Raw genomic sequence first — 18,433 nt, forward strand, 5'->3', positions numbered from 1 at the left:
ATGGAGTTGCTAGGTACCCGATTGATAAGCTGCTCCGCCACACCTGCCTCACGGTGTCATCGGATCCTGAGGCGCGGCAGAAGTAAACCGGAAGTTGTCGAAATACAGGGTCTGCGGAGCCGACTGGCGCCACATCCAGATCTCAATGCCCTTGATCCGGCTGAGGTCCAAATTCACCTGCCGAAGCGGAATGCTAACGGTTTCGCCGCTGCCTGCGCGAATATACTGCATGAAGGTATCATCGCTTTTCCCGTCCAGCTGATGGAACTTGACGTAGAATTGTACCGTCTCGCCGGGATTGAACACGTCGAACTCCAGCGTCTCGAATGCCGACCAGTCGCTGCTGCGGAATCCTTTCCCTGCATCAAACAACCGCAAATTCGGAAAATTCACGTTTGCCGAAAACACAGCCTTCATGGAGTAGGTCCCCTCGGTGACATTCACCTTGGCGAGATCGGTATCCACCGTCTGGGATGTGAAGCGGTTGATCGCTTCATCGGTTTCGGCATCGTTTAAAGCGACCGTATACGGAGCATGGGTTTCATAAACGACAAGGGTCCGATTCACGGTTTTGGACGATCCGTCCTTGCTCACGACGATATCCAGCTCTTGGGCTCCGGGATCCAGGCTTAGCACCAGCGAAAATTGATCGTGCTCTGCTCCCTCAGCGGTTATCGGCGCTTGCTGTCCGTTCACCGTTACCTCCGAGCCTTTCTCCGCATAGATCGAAACCTCGCGGCTTCCGTCCGCTGGGCTGCCGACCGTAACCAATACCGGCGCACCCTCCGAAGCGGTAACGATCTCCTGTGCAATCTCGCTTCGTACCTGCATCACCTTCTCGGGGTTCTCTTCGAAAGTTTTGATGTTCTCATACAATCGGTCATAGAATGGGCGCATCGCATCCCGATACGGGAAGGCGTCCGCTATGCCCAGCTTCGAGGCAGCTTCACGCAGCTTCTGCTCATACAGCCACAGATACTCGTAATCCTCCATGCTCTCGCGGAGCACTTCCAGACGGATCGTGCCAATCGGGCCGTCGACGCCTACTTCCGTTCCGGGATAAAACAAATATCCATCGCCGTTCGCCCCGGGGAATGCCAGCGGATCGGTCCATACATCACGGCTGACGTATTTCTTCTGGGCGGCATCATACTTCTGGAACTGGGTCGTCGCCCAATATAACGTGCCCTCCACGCCGTAATCGCGCTGCATCCAGGTTAACAGCCGCGTTCCGACCAAGTCATCATCCAGATGATAGGAAGGGAACGGATGCTTCGGCTTCACATAGGTGTACCACCAGACCGAATCGCCGGCGGCCTGCCGCTCCTTGGCGAAAGCCTCGTCGAACTTTTCAATATCCGCTACCCAAATATCCACATCCCCGACTAATTCATCGACCGGCTGAATCGTAACGAGATGCGGAACATCGGGAGCCGCCTGTTCGAGAGCATCGTTGATCTGCTTCACACGGGCATATTTATCGCGTGTCGGTTCATCGATCTCGGACACATAATAATACGCTTTAGACAGCAGGCCTGCCTCCCTTAAACGATCCACCAGCTGCTTGTTCCGCTGTATATCCGGCTGCCCGTCAGCCGTCCGATAATACGGCAAGCGGTAGGCGGATATTCTCGGATCGTTTACATACTTTGGCGCCCGTTCAACGTAGCTGTTGATGTCGGAGTCCGGAATCGGCAAGTATCCCGGCGTCAGGCGGTGCTCAACGGATGCGTAGTAGTACTTCTCGATGTACTTCCATGCCTCCTCGCCCACGACATTGCCGTGCGCTTCCTGAACCGGTCCGCCCCAGACCCCGAAATTGGTTTTGGCGTGGCTCTCATCGGTAAGCTCGAAATCCCATACGGTGAGTTCGATTGGGATTCGGACCGGATTTCCTGTTTCGTGCAGTGTCATTTCTCCAGTATACGTACCGGGATGCTGCCCTTTGGGCACATAGACTTTGAACCAGATCCCTTGATTATGTCCTTCGGCTACTTCCAATTGCTGATTCAACGGGATCAAGGCATCCGGATACCAGCCTTTCGGATAAGCCGGCGTTGTGGAAGTCTTTACTTCAATGTAATGCTGTTTGAACAATTGAATATGCTCTCGGCCGATTTTGGCGCTTCCGTCCGTAAGCTTCAGATCGCTCATGGATACCTGCAGCTTGCGTAGTGGTTGATTGGCTTTCACGATGACCTGGCCGCTCTCATATTCATTGCGTGCGGCTCCGATCCGAATGCTGGAATTGGTTTCGCCCGGAAAAGCCTGATCCCGCATCACCTTCTCCGTATTGGTCGGCACCCAAACATCGAACAGGTCGCCCTGGCTAGCCGCGGCCGAACCGGGCAGGAAAGACGTCAACAGCAGCATCACCGACAGCAGAGACAAGCAAGCCTTTTTCCACATCCTATCGCCCTCCTACTCGGCCTTGTACCGATTATATGCAGCTGTATAGATTTCGAGATACTGCGACAATCCCATTCTCTCAATGGTGCTTACATATTTATCCCATTCGCTGAACGGTACATCGCCTACAACAAATTTGGCCGTCATTTCATCAACATACTTATTGATGTCCGTATGAAGCGGCGTGAACTGGGTAAGCTCCTCCTGGGTATACGTAAACTGCGGCCATACCTCCTCCGGCCACTGGCCTTCAACTTTCGCCGCGGCTGCGAGGCTTGGCTCTGTCGCTTCACCGGCCTTGAAGGTTTTGTCCGTCAGCATCGCCGGGTAGAACCCGCCTGCCCATGAGACGAATTTTGACTGCTCCTTCAGCGCTTCCTCGGTATATTCAATCGAACCGTCAGGGTTCTCTACATAACTGACATCCTTCACGCCCATGAAGAACAGCTTGCTGCCCTCCTCGCTGTAGAAGTGGTCAATCCAGCGGACCGTCGCTTCCGGATGCTGATTTTTATCGGTGATGACAAAAGCCCCGACATCGATCAGCGGAGAACGCGCTCTTGAGAAAATCTGGTCGCCGTAAGGTCCCTTAAGCGTCGGAGCCCCTACAAAATGCTCGATCGTTACCCCGCCAATCGCATGCGGACTGTTGGTTTCCGCGGAGCCGACAAGCCCTTCATCCATCAGAGCGTTCACCTGTGGACCTTCGATGGTCATGATATCCTGAACCATGAGGCCTTCCTTGTACAGCTTATTCAAGTATTCCAGCACTTCTTTGTATCTCGGATCGGTAGGGATGAACCGAAGTTTACCGGACTGCGGATCCATATCCACCCGTCCATGAATATTCCCCCGGTTGCCGAGCCCCCACGCTCCCTTCAGTTCATCGAGCAAGGATCCAATGCCGCTTGCGGCATACGGAATTTCGTCCGCCTTGCCGTTCTTGTTCGGGTCCTGGGTCTTGACCGCCTTCAAGTATTCGTAATATTCGTCCGTCGTTTCGGGCTCCTTCATGCCGAGCGCGTCCAGAAACGCTTGGTTGTACCACAGCTTGGTTCCAATAAGCACCGATTTAAAGTTCGGGTCATAAAACGTCGGGAAGGAATAGATGTTGCCGTCAGGCATCGTCATTCCTTTCTTGACCTCCGGATGCTCCTCCAGGAGCTTCTTGAAATTCGGCGCATACTGGTCGATCAAATCATTAAGCGGAATAAAAATGCCCTGGCCTCCATAATTCATCAAATCATTCGCAGACAGCCGCGCCGTGTGGAAGGCATCCGGATAATCGCCGCCGGAGAGCACCAGATTCCGCTTCTCCGCCAGACTCTCTGCAGGCGTCAATTGAAAATCGACTTCGATGTTCGTCTGCTTGGCATATTCCTTCCATACCGGGAGCGAGTTCCAGTCCGCTGGAGCCGAAGCGGCTTTCCCTGCGAAGAACGTAAGCTTGATAGGCTCCTCCACGATCGGAAACCCTGTAGGATTTACAGCCGTTTGCTCCTTAGGCTCCTCCTCCGCCGCCGGCTTTCCTCCGCTGCCGCAGGCGGTTGCCAGACTTGCGGTCAACACGCCTGTGAGCAGGACTTTAGTGAACCGCTTGAAATGATTCCCCATCTTTTCTCAGACCTCCACTTTTCGAAATATATTGCGAAACAAGAGCCGTTTTCTAACCCTTGAGAGCGCCGATCATCATACCCTTGACAAAATACTTCTGAAGGAACGGGTACAGCAGCAGTACAGGTAAATTGGCCACTATGACGATGGCGTATTTAATCGCCTCGGCCTCCATCAGATGCTTCTGCACCGATAAATCCATGCTTCCGGCCATCTGGTCCACTTGGGATTTGATCAGGATTTCCCTTAAGAACAGCTGCAGCGGGTATTTATCCCGATCATTCAGATAGATGAGTGCGTTGAAGTAGGAATTCCAGTGCCCCACGCTGTAAAACAAAATCATAACCGCGATGATCGGCATGGAGAGCGGGAGCACGATTCTCCACAGCGTCTGCATATTGGAGCAGCCGTCGATCGAGGCCGATTCCTGAATCTCATTCGGAATGGAGGTCTGGAAGAAGGTGCGCATGATGATGATGTTCCACACCGATACCGCGCCCGGAATGATCAGCGCCCACATCGTGTTGATCATCCCGAGGTTTTTTACGAGCAAATACGTTGGGATGAGGCCGCCGCTGAAAAACATCGTGAATACGATGTAAGCCGTGATGACATTCCGACCCGCGAAATCTTTGCGCGATAACGGATAGGCTGCAAATATGGTCATAACCAGATTGATTGCGGTGCCCACCAATGTGTACAGCAGCGTGTTCGCATAGCCGGTCCATATTTCCTTATTCGCAAAAACCAGCTCGTAGCCGATAAAGGACAAATCCTTCGGAAACAGCCACATTTCTCCTCTCGATACGGTGAGCGGGTCGCTGATCGAGGCGCTGACGACAAAAATCAGCGGATACAGGACAAGCAGCAGGATAATGGACAGCAAGATATAAATTACGATGAGTGTCATACGATCCTGGACGGATTCTTTCACCCTGATCCCCTCCTTACCATAAGCTGGTTTCATTGACTTTTTTGGCGATTCGGTTCACAAGCACGAGCAGCACCAGATTAACCAAGGAGTTAAACAAGCCGACCGCGGCGGAGAAGCTGTACTGGGCTCCCAGAATCCCCTGTGTATACACATAGGTGGAGATCACTTCGGAGCTCTCGATATTCAGATCGTTCTGCATCAGATAAATTTTTTCAAAGCCGATGCCCATGATCTGCCCGACATTTAGAATAAGCAGAATGACGACGGTTGGCATAATGCCGGGCAGGTTGATCTTCCATATCCGCTGGAGCCTGCTCGCTCCATCCACTTTGGCCGCTTCGTGCAGCGTCGGGTCGATTCCGGCGAGCGCCGCAAGATAAATGATGGAGCTCCATCCCATGCCCTGCCATACACCCGAAAATACATAAATCGATTTGAACCATTCAGGTTCCGTCATGAATGAGATGCGTTCACCGCCAAAAAAGGCGATAAGGTGGTTAATGATGCCGTTCTGAGGTGAGAGAAAAATGATGATGAGTCCTACCATGACGACCGTTGATAGGAAATGGGGGGCGTATGTAACCGTTTGGACAAAACGCTTGAAATGCCGGTTGCCTACTTCATTGAGCAAGAGTGCCAGGATAAGCGGAATCGGAAATCCGATGGCCAGCTGATACAAGCTGATCCCGAGCGTATTCAGAATCAATCGGTCGAAATAAAAGCTGTTAAAAAAACGCTCGAAATGATCAAACCCGATCCATTCGCTGGCCCATATCCCCTTAGCCGCCACAAAGTTTTTGAACGCGATTTGTATGCCGTACATCGGCAGGTAATCAAAGATAAAGAAATAAAGAACGACGGGAGTAATGAGCAAATATAATTCCCAATTTTTACGGAATGTTCGGCGAAACGCCCTCCACTTCGCGGGCACGGCTTCTCGGGCCTCCGTTCGCCTGGCAGGTGCTGTATTCACTAAGAATCCCCCTCCTTCGCATCGTTGGAGCGTGTGGTTCTATCGGCATGTCGATCAAGTCCCGGATAGGCTGCTCTTCTGTCCAAGCATCCAGGGCTCCGGCTCCTTTACATAAACTAACTGCCCCCCCTTTCTCATCGATTCCGTTGCGGCTACGCCGACCGCTACGCTCATGCGGCCTGCGATCGGTTCGGCGATGGGCTCCTTATTTTGCAGAATCATATCCAGAAAATCCTCGCAAATGATCGGATCGGCTCCGTTATGCGAACCCTCGGCTTTCTTAATCTCGTAAATCTTATCCGATAGATCACGCCAGGTTTGGGACTTGCGCGTTTTGACGTAAACCCGCTGTGCGATCTCATCATTCTCGATGCGGCCCTCGGTGCCGATAATGGTGTAGTTCCGCTGATAGTCAGGCGTGAAATGACACTGCATATACGAGGCTTTGATCCCCCCGTCCAGCTCCATTAACACCATGCTGTTGTCCTCCACGTCGATTTCCTCGCGAAAAGCGCATTGCACAAGCGGGCCCGAACGGTATTCGGGACAAGTCGCTTTTTCGCCGCATTCCGGGCACGTAAGCTCATTCGGCTTCGTTCCGCCAAAATAATCCACCCCGCCGAAAGCGGCTACTTTCTTCGTATATCGCCCGGTCAGCCAGTGAATCAGGTCGATATCGTGGGAAGCCTTCTGCAGCAGAAGCGAGGTTGTATTCCTTGAGCTGCCGTGCCAGCTGTGATAGTAGTAATCGCTGCCCAAGCCTACGAAATGTCGAACCCATACCGACTTCACCTCTCCGATCTCCCCGCTGTCGACAATCTCCTTCATCGTGCGGTACATATTCATATAGCGCATATTAAAACCGATCATGAAATGTTTCCCTGATTGGGCCCAAGCAGTCAATATCCGGTCACAGCCTTCGACCGTAATGGATAACGGCTTCTCGCAGTACACATGCTTTCCGGCCTGCAGCGCTGCAACCGCGATTTCATCATGGCTGTCATCAGGGGTTGTAATTACGATCGCATCAATATCTTCCCGCTGCAGCAGCTCCCTGTAATCCAGAGTAACCGCCGCCTCGGGGTTAATATTTTGTTGAAATTTGGTTAGTCTGAGAGGATCCGTATCCGCACCTGCAACGACGAGGGATCTCCCGTTTGGCTGATGCCAATACTTCGTAAACCCCGATCTCCAACCCAGTCCAATAATTCCTAATCGAATTTGATTCATTTCCTTCTTCCTCCGCCAATTATTTTTGGCCCCAAAATCCTATCCGATTTTCCAATAAGGGTATAGAAAGAGAGGAGGTACCGTACCAGCACCTCGATGATTTATGTGTACACTCTTTCTACTCCCGAAAATAATCCGAAGACTGCCGCAGCATCAACTGATAAGGCACAAACAGCTTGAACGGCAAAGGATTCTTGCCTTCGATTTGATCGATCAGCACCTTGGCGGCCATCATGCCGATTTCCTCCTTGGGAATATGAACGGTGGATAGCGGAGGAGAAGTATACTGCGAGACCTCGATATTATCCAGGCCCACGAAGGCGACATCCTGAGGAACCTGAAGCCCATGCTCAGCCGCCGCCCGCATCGCGGATATCGCCATCATATCGCTCGCAGCGAACATGGCGGTCGGACGTTCATGGTCCGGGAGGCTTAAGAGCTCGTACATAAGGGTATAGCTGTTATTCACATCCCAGCCTGTGTTCAGGACCAGCCGCGGATCCATATCCAGCCCGGCTTCCTCCATCGCATAACGGTAACCGCGATACCGCTTCTCCCGCTCGAGATCCCCTGTAAGTCCCGCCCCGCCGATAAAGCCGATCCGGCGATGCCCCCGTTCGATCAAATGCTGTACGGCCGATTTCGCCGCAGCCACGCGGTCATAAAGAATCACGGGCACGGTCGAATCGGATATATCGATGCCAACAACCGCAGGAACAGATTGTTTGATAAATTCATACACATTCGGGTCAATTCCCTCGATGATAATCATGCCGTCGAGCTGGGCATCCTGTGCTAGCTTGTTCATCGCCCCTTCACCCTTGATTTCATCCATCGTGAGCACATAAGTGAGCACGCCGTTCAGCTCGGACAGCTTTTTCTCAATCCCCTGCAAAATCGGCGAGAAATAAGGATGATTATACTTGTTTTGCGTAACGGATACGATGCAGCCAATCTGGCGATACCCCGTTGTCTGCGGAGGATGATTCTTCTTTAGAGACGGCCGGGCGGATTCGTTGAGGGCATAGCCAAGCTCTTTGGCCGCCTCGACAATTTTGGTGCGGGTGGCCTGGCTGATGTGCCGGCTCGTATCGTTATTGATGACTCGTGATACGGTGGAGATCGATACTCCAACATGGTTTGCTATATCCTTTAAAGTAGCAATAATGGAACTCTCCTTTCTCTCAATCCGCGATCAAAAAAGCAATTCAAGACAATATATGTACCCAAAACTATGTACCCAAAACTATGTACCCAAAACAATGAATTATTTTGGCACTTTGGCCCAAACACGAACTGCTGCTAACGTCATGATAACAGCCGTTTTCGGTTGGTGTCAAAGAGTTTTTTGTAAATTGACCGTAAATTTTTTGCATATTATTTGGGGCCAAACTTAATACAGAGATAACAATGAGCTCACATTCAGCTCTCCACCTCCCTAAACGAAAATAAGGACAGGCCTATGCGTACCTATCCTTTAAAATATTTATTGCCCTGTTCTTTGGACCCTAAAGATCATATTCAGTCCGAATCCGATTAAAACAACCCCTGTGGCTTTATCGATCAGGCTCTGAATTCTCGGGGACATGAGCCATTGTCGAATATAACTTAACATAAGAACGATGGCCGTAAACCAAACCATGGAAAGCACGACATAACAGAGTCCCATCATTGCAAACTGCATGCTAGAATTGTAGTCCGGCGATACGAATTGCGGTAGAAACGTCAGGAAAAAAATCGCAACTTTCGGATTCAAGGTGTTGGTTATTAGCCCTTGCATAAACGCCGATTGCTTGGATGCGACAGGTTGAGCATGAGTTTGCGCCTGCTTCCGGCTGACCAAGGATGATACCCCTATGTAAATTAAATAGATGGCACCGACATATTTAATGACCTCGAAAGCGAGCGCAGATTTCATTAAGATCAAGGATAGACCGAGTGCGGCTGCTGTTGTGTGAACCAACACGCCGGATGAAATACCCAGCGCAATTTTTAGCCCCTCTTTCCTGCCGTCCGAGAGCGTCCGTTTCGTGATTAATGCGAAATCGACCCCCGGTGACATGATTAGAAAGATAATCAATACGAGAAACGTCAGGATGTCATTCATGATTGCTCCCCCACAATAGCCAAAAAATTTTGATAAGTAATACTAACGCGTGATTCAGCTTTTTTCAACCCTTGAAATGATCCATCAATCTGAACCTTAAATGACTTCCTAATCGTAAAAAACCGCCCCTCTCGGAGCGGCTTCAAAGAACAAGTAAAAATTCAGCTATACCTATAGCTTAATTTAGAATGCAGGCAGTGCAATCTCGGAGTAGTTATCCTCGAAAAACTTCTTCACTTCCTGGCTCGTCATCGCCTTCGCCAGCTTCTGGATCGGCTCGGAATCGACATTGTCTTTGCGCGCAATCAGCGTAATCGTGAACTCGGAATCTTTGCCTTCCGTAATCAACGCATCGTTCTTCGGCGTCAGGCCAAGCGGCTTGGCATAAGCCGGAGTCATCGCAACCATGTCCACATCGTCCAGCGTACGCGCCAGCATGAGCAGATCGACTTCCTTGAACTTGTAGTTTTTCGGATTGTCGATAATATCCGCCTGCGTCGCTTTAATGCCGACGCCTTCCTTCAGCTTAATCAAGCCGTTCTTCTCGAACATGACCAAGGAACGTCCGATGTTGGAAGGATCATTCGGAATCGCAATCGTCGCACCTTCGGGAAGGTCCTCGATCTTGTCGTAACGCTTGGAGTACGCCCCGAACACCGCGTTATAGATCGGCACCACCGGTACGAGCTCCGAGCCGTTATTGGCATTGTATTCTTCCATGTACGGCACGTGCTGGAAGAAGTTCGCATCCACTTCCTTATTCGCCAGCGCATTGTTCGGCTGCACATTGTCGGACAGGATGACGATTTCCAGGTTGATGCCTTCCTCTTTCAGCTTGGGCTTCGCCATTTCGAGCACATCCGTCATCGGCGGGATAAGCGCAGCTACCTTTAGGGTAACCTCCTCGCCAGCTCCGGATTGTCCGCTCTCTTGATCTTCTTTACCATTCTGCTTCTGTCCGCAGCCGGCAAGAAGTAGGATCAGAGCCAGCATCATTAACGCCATTTTTTTATTCATCGTCTTTGTTACCCCCATGTAAAATAAGTGATTTGTGTAAAATGTAACTGCATGTGTAGTGCAAATGCCCGCGGACGCTCAGACTTTCCGTTTGTCGAGCAATCTTGCAGCCAGACTGCCCGCAAATTGAATCGATTGCACCAAGATCACCATAATGATGATGGTAAACACCATGATTTCGGTCTCAAAGCGCTGGTACCCGTAACGGATGGCAAAATCGCCGACCCCGCCGCCGCCGACGATCCCCATGACCGTCGAGTAGGAAATGAAGCTGATGGTCGATGTCGTAAGGCCGAGCGTAAGGCCCGATCTGGCTTCGACATACAGAAACTTGAAGATGATCTGCAGCGTCGACGCACCCATCGAAGAGGCCGCCTCCAGCACTTCCTTGGGCACCTCCAGCAGCGACTGCTCAACCAGTCTCGAGTAGGATGCGATGGCGACAACCGACAGCGGAACGGCAGCCGCCAGCGTACCGATGGATGTCCCGACAATAAGGCGGGTGAGCGGGATCATGATGACCACCAGCAGCAGGAAGGGGAAGGAACGGATGATATTGACCAAGCCGTTCATGACGGAGAACAACGGGCGGTTTTCGTACAGCTGCCCCTTCCGGCATAGAAATAACACTGTTCCGACCGGAAGACCCAGAAATACGGCCGCAGCAATCGAAATGCCGACCATGACGAAGGTTTCGCCGATGGCGCGCCATATTTCCGTGTCATACTGCTGCACATATGTGAAGTAATCGTTCAAATATTGAATAATGCTAGGCGCGTCCATGGTCCGGTTCCTCCGCTTCCCTTGATGCTTCTGCCGCCAGCCCGGTTTGAGAGAGCCCGGACGATGATTTTACGTCGTAGGTTCTCGTTAACCGCCCCTTCTCCATGACGGACACCCGATCGCAAATCGCGTGCACCGCATCCATCTCATGAGACACGATGACGATGGTAACGCCAAGCTCCCGGTTAATTTTCCGCAGCACATCCAGGATGCCGGATGTCGTCTTCGGGTCAAGCGATGAGGTCGGCTCATCACAGAGCAGAACGGAAGGGGAATTCGCCAGCGCTCGCGCAATGGCGACACGCTGCTTCTGCCCCCCGCTGAGCTGCGCCGGATACTGCCTCATCTTGTCCTCCAGCCCGACGTATCTCATCACTTCAAGTACGCGCTGCTCCCTGATTGCCCTCGGAGTCTTTGCCAGCTCGAGCGGCAAAGCTACATTTCCATAAGCCGTCCGGTTGCCGACCAGCTGAAAATGCTGAAAGATCATGCCGATCGACCTTCTCGCTTCCCTGAGAGCCCGGCTTCCGAGCGCGGTAAGCTCGAGGCCGTTCACCTGCACGCTGCCCGAATCGGGGCTCTCCAGCACATTCATCAAACGCAGCAGCGTCGACTTTCCGGCTCCGCTTGGACCGATGATTCCATGAATCGTTCCCTCAGCGATGTCGAGGGATACATTGTTTATCACTTGATAATGTTCATTACCATCAACAAAGCTCTTATTCACCTTCTGCAGCGAGATCAGAATACATCCCCCCTTGCCTGTCTTGCTCCCTCACATGAAGAAAGCCCGCGCGGCTGGATCAGCCTGCGAGCAACGAGCTGCAACAATAACATTAGAATCATACCATAAGTTCGGATAAAGTGTGAGCCATCTTGCGGTGCTTTTAGGCCAAGCATTTTTTACCTGGAAACTAAGACAAGTACAGCTGGTGACCGTACATCCCCGTCAATCGTTCAACCGCCCGCTCCAAGACATCCTCCTCGAAGCCCTCCAAACCTTGGATCGCCTGGATCTTGTCTCCCGGAGACATCTCCTTATCCAGGTGAAGGCTCCAATTGACGATGGCGTTAACAGCCTCCTCCGTCTCAAATTGGCCGTAATAAATATGCGCTTTATACAGATAGCTGTCCGCATGATTCGGGACGGCTTCGAGCACCTGATCAAATGCATACAAGGCGGCATCCTCGTCATGGTCCTTGTAGTGAATCTGACCCAGCCGGAAATAAGCGCCCGGATGCCCCGGCACAAGCTCCAGAAATTTCATCGTATCTTCCTTGGCGCGGCTGTAATCCAGCATGGAATAATAGATTCCGCTTCTCAAACTGTACAGATTACCGAACTCCGGATCGAGCTCCAGACCCTGCGAGCAATCGGCAAGCCCCCGCTCCAGCTGGCCGGTCTCCACGAAGCAGATTGCCCGGAATTCATAGAATCGCGGATTGCCCGGAACCGCCTGTATCGCGTTGGAATAAGCATCGATCGCAAGATCCCACAAGCCCATCTCCTTGTAGATATGCCCGCTGGCCGCCAGATAGGTCGGATGGGTGGAAAAGTCCTCGTCCAGCTTGACCGCCTCCTGCAGCTCCAGCAGCGCTTCCTCATTGCGCCCCTGCAGGTACAACGCATAACTGAGCTTGTTTCGGATCTCGGAGGCATCCTGAATGTCGATCGCGCTCTTCAGCGCCTTCTCGGCAGCCGGCAAATCATGCATCTCCATATGAATATCGGCGCGCTGTACGAAATTCGGCGCATCGTCCGGCTCCAGCCGGAGCAGCTTATCGTTCAGCTTCAGCGCCTCCTCGTTGCGTCCGAGCCGGTAATAGCTGTCCGCCATCCAGTAGCAGACGAGCGGCGACTCGGGCATTCTGGCATACAGCTTCGAGATCAGCTCGAAGGCCGGCTCCTCCAGCCCGTCCTCGCGGTAGAGCCGCGCCAGCTCGAAGTAGCCGCGGTAATCATCGGGAGCCGCTTCGATCGCACGCTCCAGATCAGCCTTGGCGGATTGCATGCTGCCGGATTTTTTTTGGATATCCGCCCGCTTCAAGTACAGCTCATAGGCTTCCGGGTAACGCTCGATCGCTTCCGATATATACGCCAGCGCCTGATCGAAGGCCCCAAGCTGCAGGTGCAGATCCGCCATATGTTTCCGGAACGAATACGCTTCCCGCATCTGCCGCTGAAACGACAGAAACGCGCCGTAGCTGTAATTCGTGCTGGAAGCAAACAGGGCATAACCCTGGTCGGCTTCCGCTTCATACCGGTCTGCTAGCTGGATCCCTTCCTCCAGGACGCTCACCGCTTCCTTCAGTTCATCCATCAGGTCCAGGCAAACCGACAGCATGTAATAATACATCGGAATGGCTCGGGAAGGCTCCTTGATGCTGACACGGAAGCAGTTCGCGGCCTCCGCCGGATTCCGGCTCTCATAATACGTCATCCCAAGCTCATAATACGTGGAAATGACCGTGCTCGGATCTTCCCGCTTGATCGATTCCTTAAGATCGCGGATGGCCTCCTCGTACCGGTTAAGGTCTTTATAGGCGATCCCGCGGGTATACCAATTCATATAGTTGTCCGCATTTAATGCAATCGCCTGGTCCAGGTCCGCGATAGCCTCCAGCTCCCGGTCCATCTCACGCAAAATATGAGCCCGCCGTTCATAAGCACGATGGCTGCCGGTGGTCTCGATCACGCGGCCCAAATAGTCGACAGCCTCATCCGAATAGCCACCGTTATGCAGCAGCTCGGCGTAGAGGAGCTTATCATTAAAGCTCGTAATCCCGCCCTCGCCTTTTCTCATATATTTCAATGCCTGTTCAAAATCCTGTTTCTTGCGATAATAGTTTCCGATGCGCAGCCAGATCCGCTTCATTAACTTCATGCCGGTTCACCCTCTATATATGTAAATAACAAGTTCAAATCTCTGATCTTACTCCTACTGTATGACGGTTTGCAATAAAATGCAAAGAGGACCCCGGAGGTCCCCCGATATGATATCTATTATATTGTACAATGTTTCCGGAAATGTCCACTCTTTCATCCATTAGAATTTTGCAACCTTCGATTCCGGTCGTATCCGGCCGGTCGACGGGATCCCTCAGCCGGTGACCCGCGACGGCTCGGTCTTCTTCTTGCGGATCTTTGCGGTATACAATGCAGCCGTCCCCAGCGATATTCCCCATACGAGAAAGAGTCCATACCAGAAGTAGCCCCACACCGCCATCGGGCTTGCATCCTGGACCGCAAAGGCGGGAGCCGATTGCACGCGGCCAATCGCAAGCTGAAATTTCAGGACAAAGTATGAGAATCCCCATAGCGTTAGACCTGCTGAACCGATCCAGGCCGGGATGAGAAGCAGCAGGTTCGGCAGCCTCTCTCCCCATGGCATGGCAAAGGCAAACGCGAACAAAGCGCCAAAAACCGCTAAAACTCCCATTCCCCAATATCCGATCAAGACGCTCCAAAATTCACCCGGCGCCCCCTCGAAGTCGCCTGGGAAAGCCAGCCCAATCCCTAATCCCCACCAAAAATGGGGGAGTGCATACATGAGCGCAGCCATACCGGCGATGTACCCGGCCATTCTCGCTCGTGAACGATTCTTCTCCATCATCTCTATCACCTCTATTAGTTGTTTGAACAGGCGTAGGTGATCGGCGGTATAATCATACTCTCCATCCCGGCAATCGTAGTCCAGCCTTTCGTTCAACTAACAGTCTACATGCCGTTATGAAAAGTAAAGCGACCTCAAGTTTAAGATTGGGTTAAAATGAAAAGCGATATGAAAGACAGCTAGTAAACCTTGTGAATGACATCCTCGAAATCCGGATCCTGCATATCGATGTCATCCAGCTCCCCCCATTTCCCCAGCTCCTTGACAATTTCCAGCGTATTCATTTCGCGCCGGTTCGCCTCGATCGTTACGCTCTGGTCCAGAACGCGGGTCACTCGGATTCGGGCCTGGGTCGAGCTATCGCCAGTCGCCATAAATGACTCCGGGATTTGGAACGGTCCCCGGAAGGTGACCGTAATGAGGGTAGGCAACCCGATGGAATCGCGAAGCGAGCGAACCGTTCCGTCATAAGACAGCCTTCCTTCGTTAATCACCATCACCCGGCTGCACAGCTGCTCGATATCATCCATGTCATGGGTCGTAAGCAGAATCGTCTTCCCGAATTTCTCGTTGATCAGCTTCAGAAAATGGCGAATATTGCGCTTGGCATTAACGTCGAGGCCGATGGTCGGCTCGTCTAGGAAAAGCACATCCGGATCGTGCAGCATGGCAGCGGCCAGATCGGCGCGCATGCGCTGTCCGAGCGACAGCTTGCGCACGGGCGTTTCCCAGAACGCCTGCAGATCGAGCAGCTCCGTAAACTGTTCGAGTCTCCGCACTTTGTCCGCCTCATCGACGGCATACATTTTGGCCAAGATATCAAATGAATCCCGAACCGGCAGATCCCACCACAGCTGACTCCGCTGGCCGAACACCACGCCCAGGCGCTTGACGACGGCTCGCCGCTCCCGATGCGGATTCATCCCCCCGATGATCACCTCCCCGGAAGTGGGGTGCAGAATGCCGGACAGCATCTTGATGGTCGTTGATTTACCGGCTCCGTTCGGTCCGATGTATCCGACGAACTCGCCCCGGTCCACCTTGAAGCTGATCCCCCGAACCGCCTCCTTGATCCGGTATTCCCTCGAGAACAGGGTCCGGATTCCAGAGAAGCGCCCTTCCTTGACAACGGGGGTTTTGAATGACTTGCGAATATCTTGAACTTCGATCATGCTGTTTGCCTCCTTCCTTAACTGCCCGTGCTTTGGTATTTGGTCAAACCGAACTGCCAGAATTTCAAGCTGAGCGCGAGACAGAGCAGCGCGGCTCCCGCCAAAGCCGGCAGCACCCACCATCCCAGCTCGCCGCGAAGTATGTATAGGGACGGGACATAATTCACGAGTCCGACCGGAACGAGGATCAGAAGAATGGACGACATCCATTTCGGGTACAGCGTCAGCGGGTATTGGGCTGCGGTCCTTGCGGCGTCCTCCGTCAGATTCTGCAGCTCGGTGATTCGGGTCGTCCAGAAGCCGAAGGTCGCGGTAGCAAGTCCGATCGAGAACAGGATGACAGCCCCGGTCAGGATGATGTATAACGTCTGCGGTACAGCGCTCCATCCCACCTGCCCGCTCCCCATCATGCCGCTCAGCGACCACCAGAGCAGAAAGCCTCCTTGCAGCACTTCGCCAAGCATGATGCGGAATTTTTGCGGCATCAGCGCAAGCAGCACCGGCATCGGCCGCGTGAGCAGCTGGTCCAGCTCGCCGTTCACCAAATACTTTTCCAGATGGTGGACTTCATCAGCGAACGTCCGGTACAGCGTCTTCGATAAGGTCATCACCGCGAACAGATAGCCGATTTCGTGCATCGACCACCCCTGAATGGCGCCGAATTTATAGAGCACGATCGCGACCATCAGAAATTCGGAGATCTGAATCAATGCGGCCAGGATGGAAGCCAGCACAAAATTGAATTTGTATTGCATGCGGCTTTTGATGCTTGTACGTATCAGCAGCGCATACAGCGACAGCCAGGATTTTGCGGTCATCCTCCCTGCACCTCCACCTTGCGCCTCAAGAAGCCGGTCGCCAGCAAGCAAGCCAGCGTAAGCAGCACGCACCAAAATAACGTTCCCCACAAATAAGAGACGTTGCCAAAACCTAAATACAATCGAGTCGGAACATACAGCAGATAAGGGTACGGAGACCACCAAGCTGCCGTTTGCAGCCAGCCAGGCAGCCATTCGATAGGAATAAAGAAGCCTGCGAGGAGGTTGATCATCGCATGGTTGCCCCAATACAACCATGAGGATTCCGTCGTCCACAACGCGGATGCGCCGATGAGATAATTGATGCAGATCGATAAATAAGCTGCACCAGCCAGCGCAAGGGCTACAAATAGAAGATCCGATGCTTTTCCGGGAAGTTCCAAGGAAAATGCGAAATAGTACACCACGTAGATCGGAATCGATTTGTAAATGAATTGATAAGCGATTTGGCCCCATTCCTTGGCCATCAAGTGGCTGAACAAATGGACGGGACGCATCAAATCCAGGGAAATATGGCCGGTTCTGACGGCTTGGGGAATGCCGAGGCCATTGGTGATGAAGCTGGAGATCCAGAGTGCGGCTTGGGTAAAGGCGATATAGCCGACCATCCCTTGCGTTCCGTACTCTCCAAGCGCATGATCCGCACCGAGACCGATCCAGATGCACGCGTACATGAAGCCGAACATCGCGCTTGCGATATTGTGCACCATGTGGGCCCCGCGGTATTGCAAATTGCGGGCATAGGCTTTGGAAGCCAAAGTGAAATAAAGCATGCAGCACCTCCGATAAGCATATTAGACGGCGGACCCGTCCACTTCAGACAAGGCGAAAATGAGAGAAGGACACCATCATACCAGATCATTCCATAGATGGCAACCGCTAATTTGGGTTAGAAGCGTAAAGGATGCAAGCGCTGCAGAGAAAGTGGATTTAGCCCTACATATCTTGGAACAAGTTAGGAGAGGGTGCGTAATAAATAAGTAAGTGAAGGGGGCTAATCCTATGTTTTTGATACTGCTTGGTATCATGCAAATCGCATTCGGATGGTATGCGTTCCGCAATCCGGATTCCGATTGGATGAGGATGCTCGCACGCATTCCGGAAGATGTGGAACAAGACGACAGCGATTTATTTAAATCGCAAATCTACAGTGTAATCACTGCCTTTATCGGCGTGATTTTTATCCTAATCGGGCTGTCCTATTATTTTGATGAATTCCCTATTCAGACATTTATAACTTCACTTTTGCTGGGCGGCGCTGGAATTGCAATTGGTGTAGTTGCGCTGCTTCGCCCCGAATCCCGATGGTTCAAACGACGCGGGGAAGATGGCGAAGATATCGAACCCAGAATCTGGCTCATGAAACTTGCCGGCATTACCATGATCGGAATCAGTATCCTTACCATGCTCCTAAGCGCACAGCATCTCTTTTCTTAACGGCTTCTGCGGCTTTAAGCCAGGTCCTATGGCAGCTTCCGGCTGCCGACTCCCTCTATGAATCTTCCATTTCACAAACAATGTAAACACAACAAAAAGGCCCCCGTCGCTCTTACCGGTTTGCAGCCGAACAAGAGATAAGGGGCTCTATCATTTTGTGCTGCCGCTTCAAATCTTGCGGCTTGCGCAGCAGCCGGGAAATCATCCACATCCGCTCTAGGCCTAATCATCTTTCGCTTTACGTTCCGATTGCGGCTCCGTCTTTTCAGCGCCTGGGCCTAATCCTGCCTCTGCCCCGCTGGTTATATTGGGATTAATCAAATAT

At 52.3% G+C, this 18,433-nt stretch carries 16 protein-coding genes; 1 reads left to right on the forward strand and 15 read right to left on the reverse strand.

The window, feature by feature from the left end; genetic code table 11:
* Positions 1–48: 48 nt before the first annotated feature.
* The 15 genes from NST44_RS28960 to NST44_RS29030 form a co-directional block, all read right to left on the reverse strand.
* Positions 49–2,409 carry a glycoside hydrolase domain-containing protein gene (locus NST44_RS28960; protein WP_028404529.1) on the reverse strand — a complete coding sequence of 787 codons (2,361 nt, stop codon included), beginning with the start codon at positions 2,407–2,409 and terminating at the stop codon, positions 49–51.
* A 12-nt stretch (positions 2,410–2,421) separates the two neighbouring features.
* Positions 2,422–4,023 (reverse strand): extracellular solute-binding protein, encoded by a 1,602-nt coding sequence (locus NST44_RS28965; RefSeq protein WP_007130885.1) that lies wholly within the window; start codon positions 4,021–4,023, stop codon positions 2,422–2,424.
* Between the two features lie 52 nt (positions 4,024–4,075).
* Positions 4,076–4,933 (reverse strand): carbohydrate ABC transporter permease, encoded by an 858-nt coding sequence (locus tag NST44_RS28970; protein ID WP_100085248.1) that lies wholly within the window; start codon positions 4,931–4,933, stop codon positions 4,076–4,078.
* Between the two features lie 37 nt (positions 4,934–4,970).
* Positions 4,971–5,888: an ABC transporter permease gene (locus NST44_RS28975; protein WP_050954053.1), complete on the reverse strand. Its 918-nt coding sequence runs from the start codon at positions 5,886–5,888 to the stop codon at positions 4,971–4,973.
* 96 nt (positions 5,889–5,984) lie between these two features.
* Positions 5,985–7,160: a Gfo/Idh/MocA family protein gene (locus NST44_RS28980; RefSeq protein WP_007130888.1), complete on the reverse strand. Its 1,176-nt coding sequence runs from the start codon at positions 7,158–7,160 to the stop codon at positions 5,985–5,987.
* A 118-nt stretch (positions 7,161–7,278) separates the two neighbouring features.
* A complete protein-coding gene (locus tag NST44_RS28985; protein ID WP_312889665.1) occupies positions 7,279–8,349 on the reverse strand; it encodes a LacI family DNA-binding transcriptional regulator in 1,071 nt (356 codons plus the stop codon).
* Between the two features lie 297 nt (positions 8,350–8,646).
* Positions 8,647–9,267 carry a LysE family translocator gene (locus NST44_RS28990; protein ID WP_007130890.1) on the reverse strand — a complete coding sequence of 207 codons (621 nt, stop codon included), beginning with the start codon at positions 9,265–9,267 and terminating at the stop codon, positions 8,647–8,649.
* Positions 9,268–9,450: 183 nt separating this feature from the next.
* Positions 9,451–10,284, reverse strand: a complete 834-nt coding sequence (locus tag NST44_RS28995; RefSeq protein WP_144871011.1) for a MetQ/NlpA family ABC transporter substrate-binding protein — start codon at positions 10,282–10,284, stop codon at positions 9,451–9,453.
* A 78-nt stretch (positions 10,285–10,362) separates the two neighbouring features.
* Entirely contained in the window at positions 10,363–11,067 is a 705-nt protein-coding gene (locus NST44_RS29000) for a methionine ABC transporter permease (protein WP_007130892.1), read from the reverse strand.
* Positions 11,054–11,812, reverse strand: a complete 759-nt coding sequence (locus NST44_RS29005) for a methionine ABC transporter ATP-binding protein (protein ID WP_083832633.1) — start codon at positions 11,810–11,812, stop codon at positions 11,054–11,056. Before NST44_RS29005 ends, NST44_RS29000 begins: the two co-directional genes overlap by 14 nt.
* 169 nt (positions 11,813–11,981) lie before the next feature.
* A complete protein-coding gene (locus tag NST44_RS29010) occupies positions 11,982–13,952 on the reverse strand; it encodes a tetratricopeptide repeat protein (RefSeq protein ID WP_213615997.1) in 1,971 nt (656 codons plus the stop codon).
* 216 nt (positions 13,953–14,168) lie between these two features.
* Complete coding sequence (locus tag NST44_RS29015; protein ID WP_007130895.1) at positions 14,169–14,681, reverse strand: hypothetical protein; 513 nt, start codon at positions 14,679–14,681, stop codon at positions 14,169–14,171.
* A gap of 179 nt (positions 14,682–14,860) precedes the next feature.
* Positions 14,861–15,853, reverse strand: a complete 993-nt coding sequence (locus tag NST44_RS29020) for an ABC transporter ATP-binding protein (protein WP_007130896.1) — start codon at positions 15,851–15,853, stop codon at positions 14,861–14,863.
* A gap of 17 nt (positions 15,854–15,870) precedes the next feature.
* Positions 15,871–16,671: an ABC transporter permease gene (locus NST44_RS29025; RefSeq protein WP_007130897.1), complete on the reverse strand. Its 801-nt coding sequence runs from the start codon at positions 16,669–16,671 to the stop codon at positions 15,871–15,873.
* Positions 16,668–17,444: an ABC transporter permease gene (locus tag NST44_RS29030; RefSeq protein WP_007130898.1), complete on the reverse strand. Its 777-nt coding sequence runs from the start codon at positions 17,442–17,444 to the stop codon at positions 16,668–16,670. The genes NST44_RS29025 and NST44_RS29030 overlap by 4 nt, the downstream gene beginning before the upstream one ends.
* Positions 17,445–17,673: 229 nt before the next feature.
* Between NST44_RS29030 and NST44_RS29035 the strand changes: the two genes are divergently transcribed.
* Positions 17,674–18,108, forward strand: coding sequence for a hypothetical protein (locus NST44_RS29035; protein WP_007130899.1), 435 nt, complete (start codon positions 17,674–17,676; stop codon positions 18,106–18,108).
* The last annotated feature ends 325 nt before the right edge of the window (positions 18,109–18,433 follow it).

This window comes from Paenibacillus sp. FSL W8-0919 (genome assembly GCF_038003785.1).
GTDB lineage: Bacteria > Bacillota > Bacilli > Paenibacillales > Paenibacillaceae > Paenibacillus_AQ > Paenibacillus_AQ lactis.

Coding starts and splice junctions, on each gene's coding strand:
- NST44_RS29020 (WP_007130896.1), bottom strand. CDS start 15,853: ATGATCGAAGTTCAAGATATTCGCAAGTCATTCAAAACCCCCGTTGTC.
- NST44_RS29035 (WP_007130899.1), top strand. CDS start 17,674: ATGTTTTTGATACTGCTTGGTATCATGCAAATCGCATTCGGATGGTAT.
- NST44_RS29010 (WP_213615997.1), bottom strand. CDS start 13,952: ATGAAGTTAATGAAGCGGATCTGGCTGCGCATCGGAAACTATTATCGC.
- NST44_RS28990 (WP_007130890.1), bottom strand. CDS start 9,267: ATGAATGACATCCTGACGTTTCTCGTATTGATTATCTTTCTAATCATG.
- NST44_RS28995 (WP_144871011.1), bottom strand. CDS start 10,284: ATGAATAAAAAAATGGCGTTAATGATGCTGGCTCTGATCCTACTTCTT.
- NST44_RS28980 (WP_007130888.1), bottom strand. CDS start 7,160: ATGAATCAAATTCGATTAGGAATTATTGGACTGGGTTGGAGATCGGGG.
- NST44_RS29025 (WP_007130897.1), bottom strand. CDS start 16,671: ATGACCGCAAAATCCTGGCTGTCGCTGTATGCGCTGCTGATACGTACA.
- NST44_RS28970 (WP_100085248.1), bottom strand. CDS start 4,933: ATGACACTCATCGTAATTTATATCTTGCTGTCCATTATCCTGCTGCTT.
- NST44_RS29000 (WP_007130892.1), bottom strand. CDS start 11,067: ATGGACGCGCCTAGCATTATTCAATATTTGAACGATTACTTCACATAT.
- NST44_RS28960 (WP_028404529.1), bottom strand. CDS start 2,409: ATGTGGAAAAAGGCTTGCTTGTCTCTGCTGTCGGTGATGCTGCTGTTG.
- NST44_RS29030 (WP_007130898.1), bottom strand. CDS start 17,444: ATGCTTTATTTCACTTTGGCTTCCAAAGCCTATGCCCGCAATTTGCAA.
- NST44_RS29015 (WP_007130895.1), bottom strand. CDS start 14,681: ATGATGGAGAAGAATCGTTCACGAGCGAGAATGGCCGGGTACATCGCC.
- NST44_RS28965 (WP_007130885.1), bottom strand. CDS start 4,023: ATGGGGAATCATTTCAAGCGGTTCACTAAAGTCCTGCTCACAGGCGTG.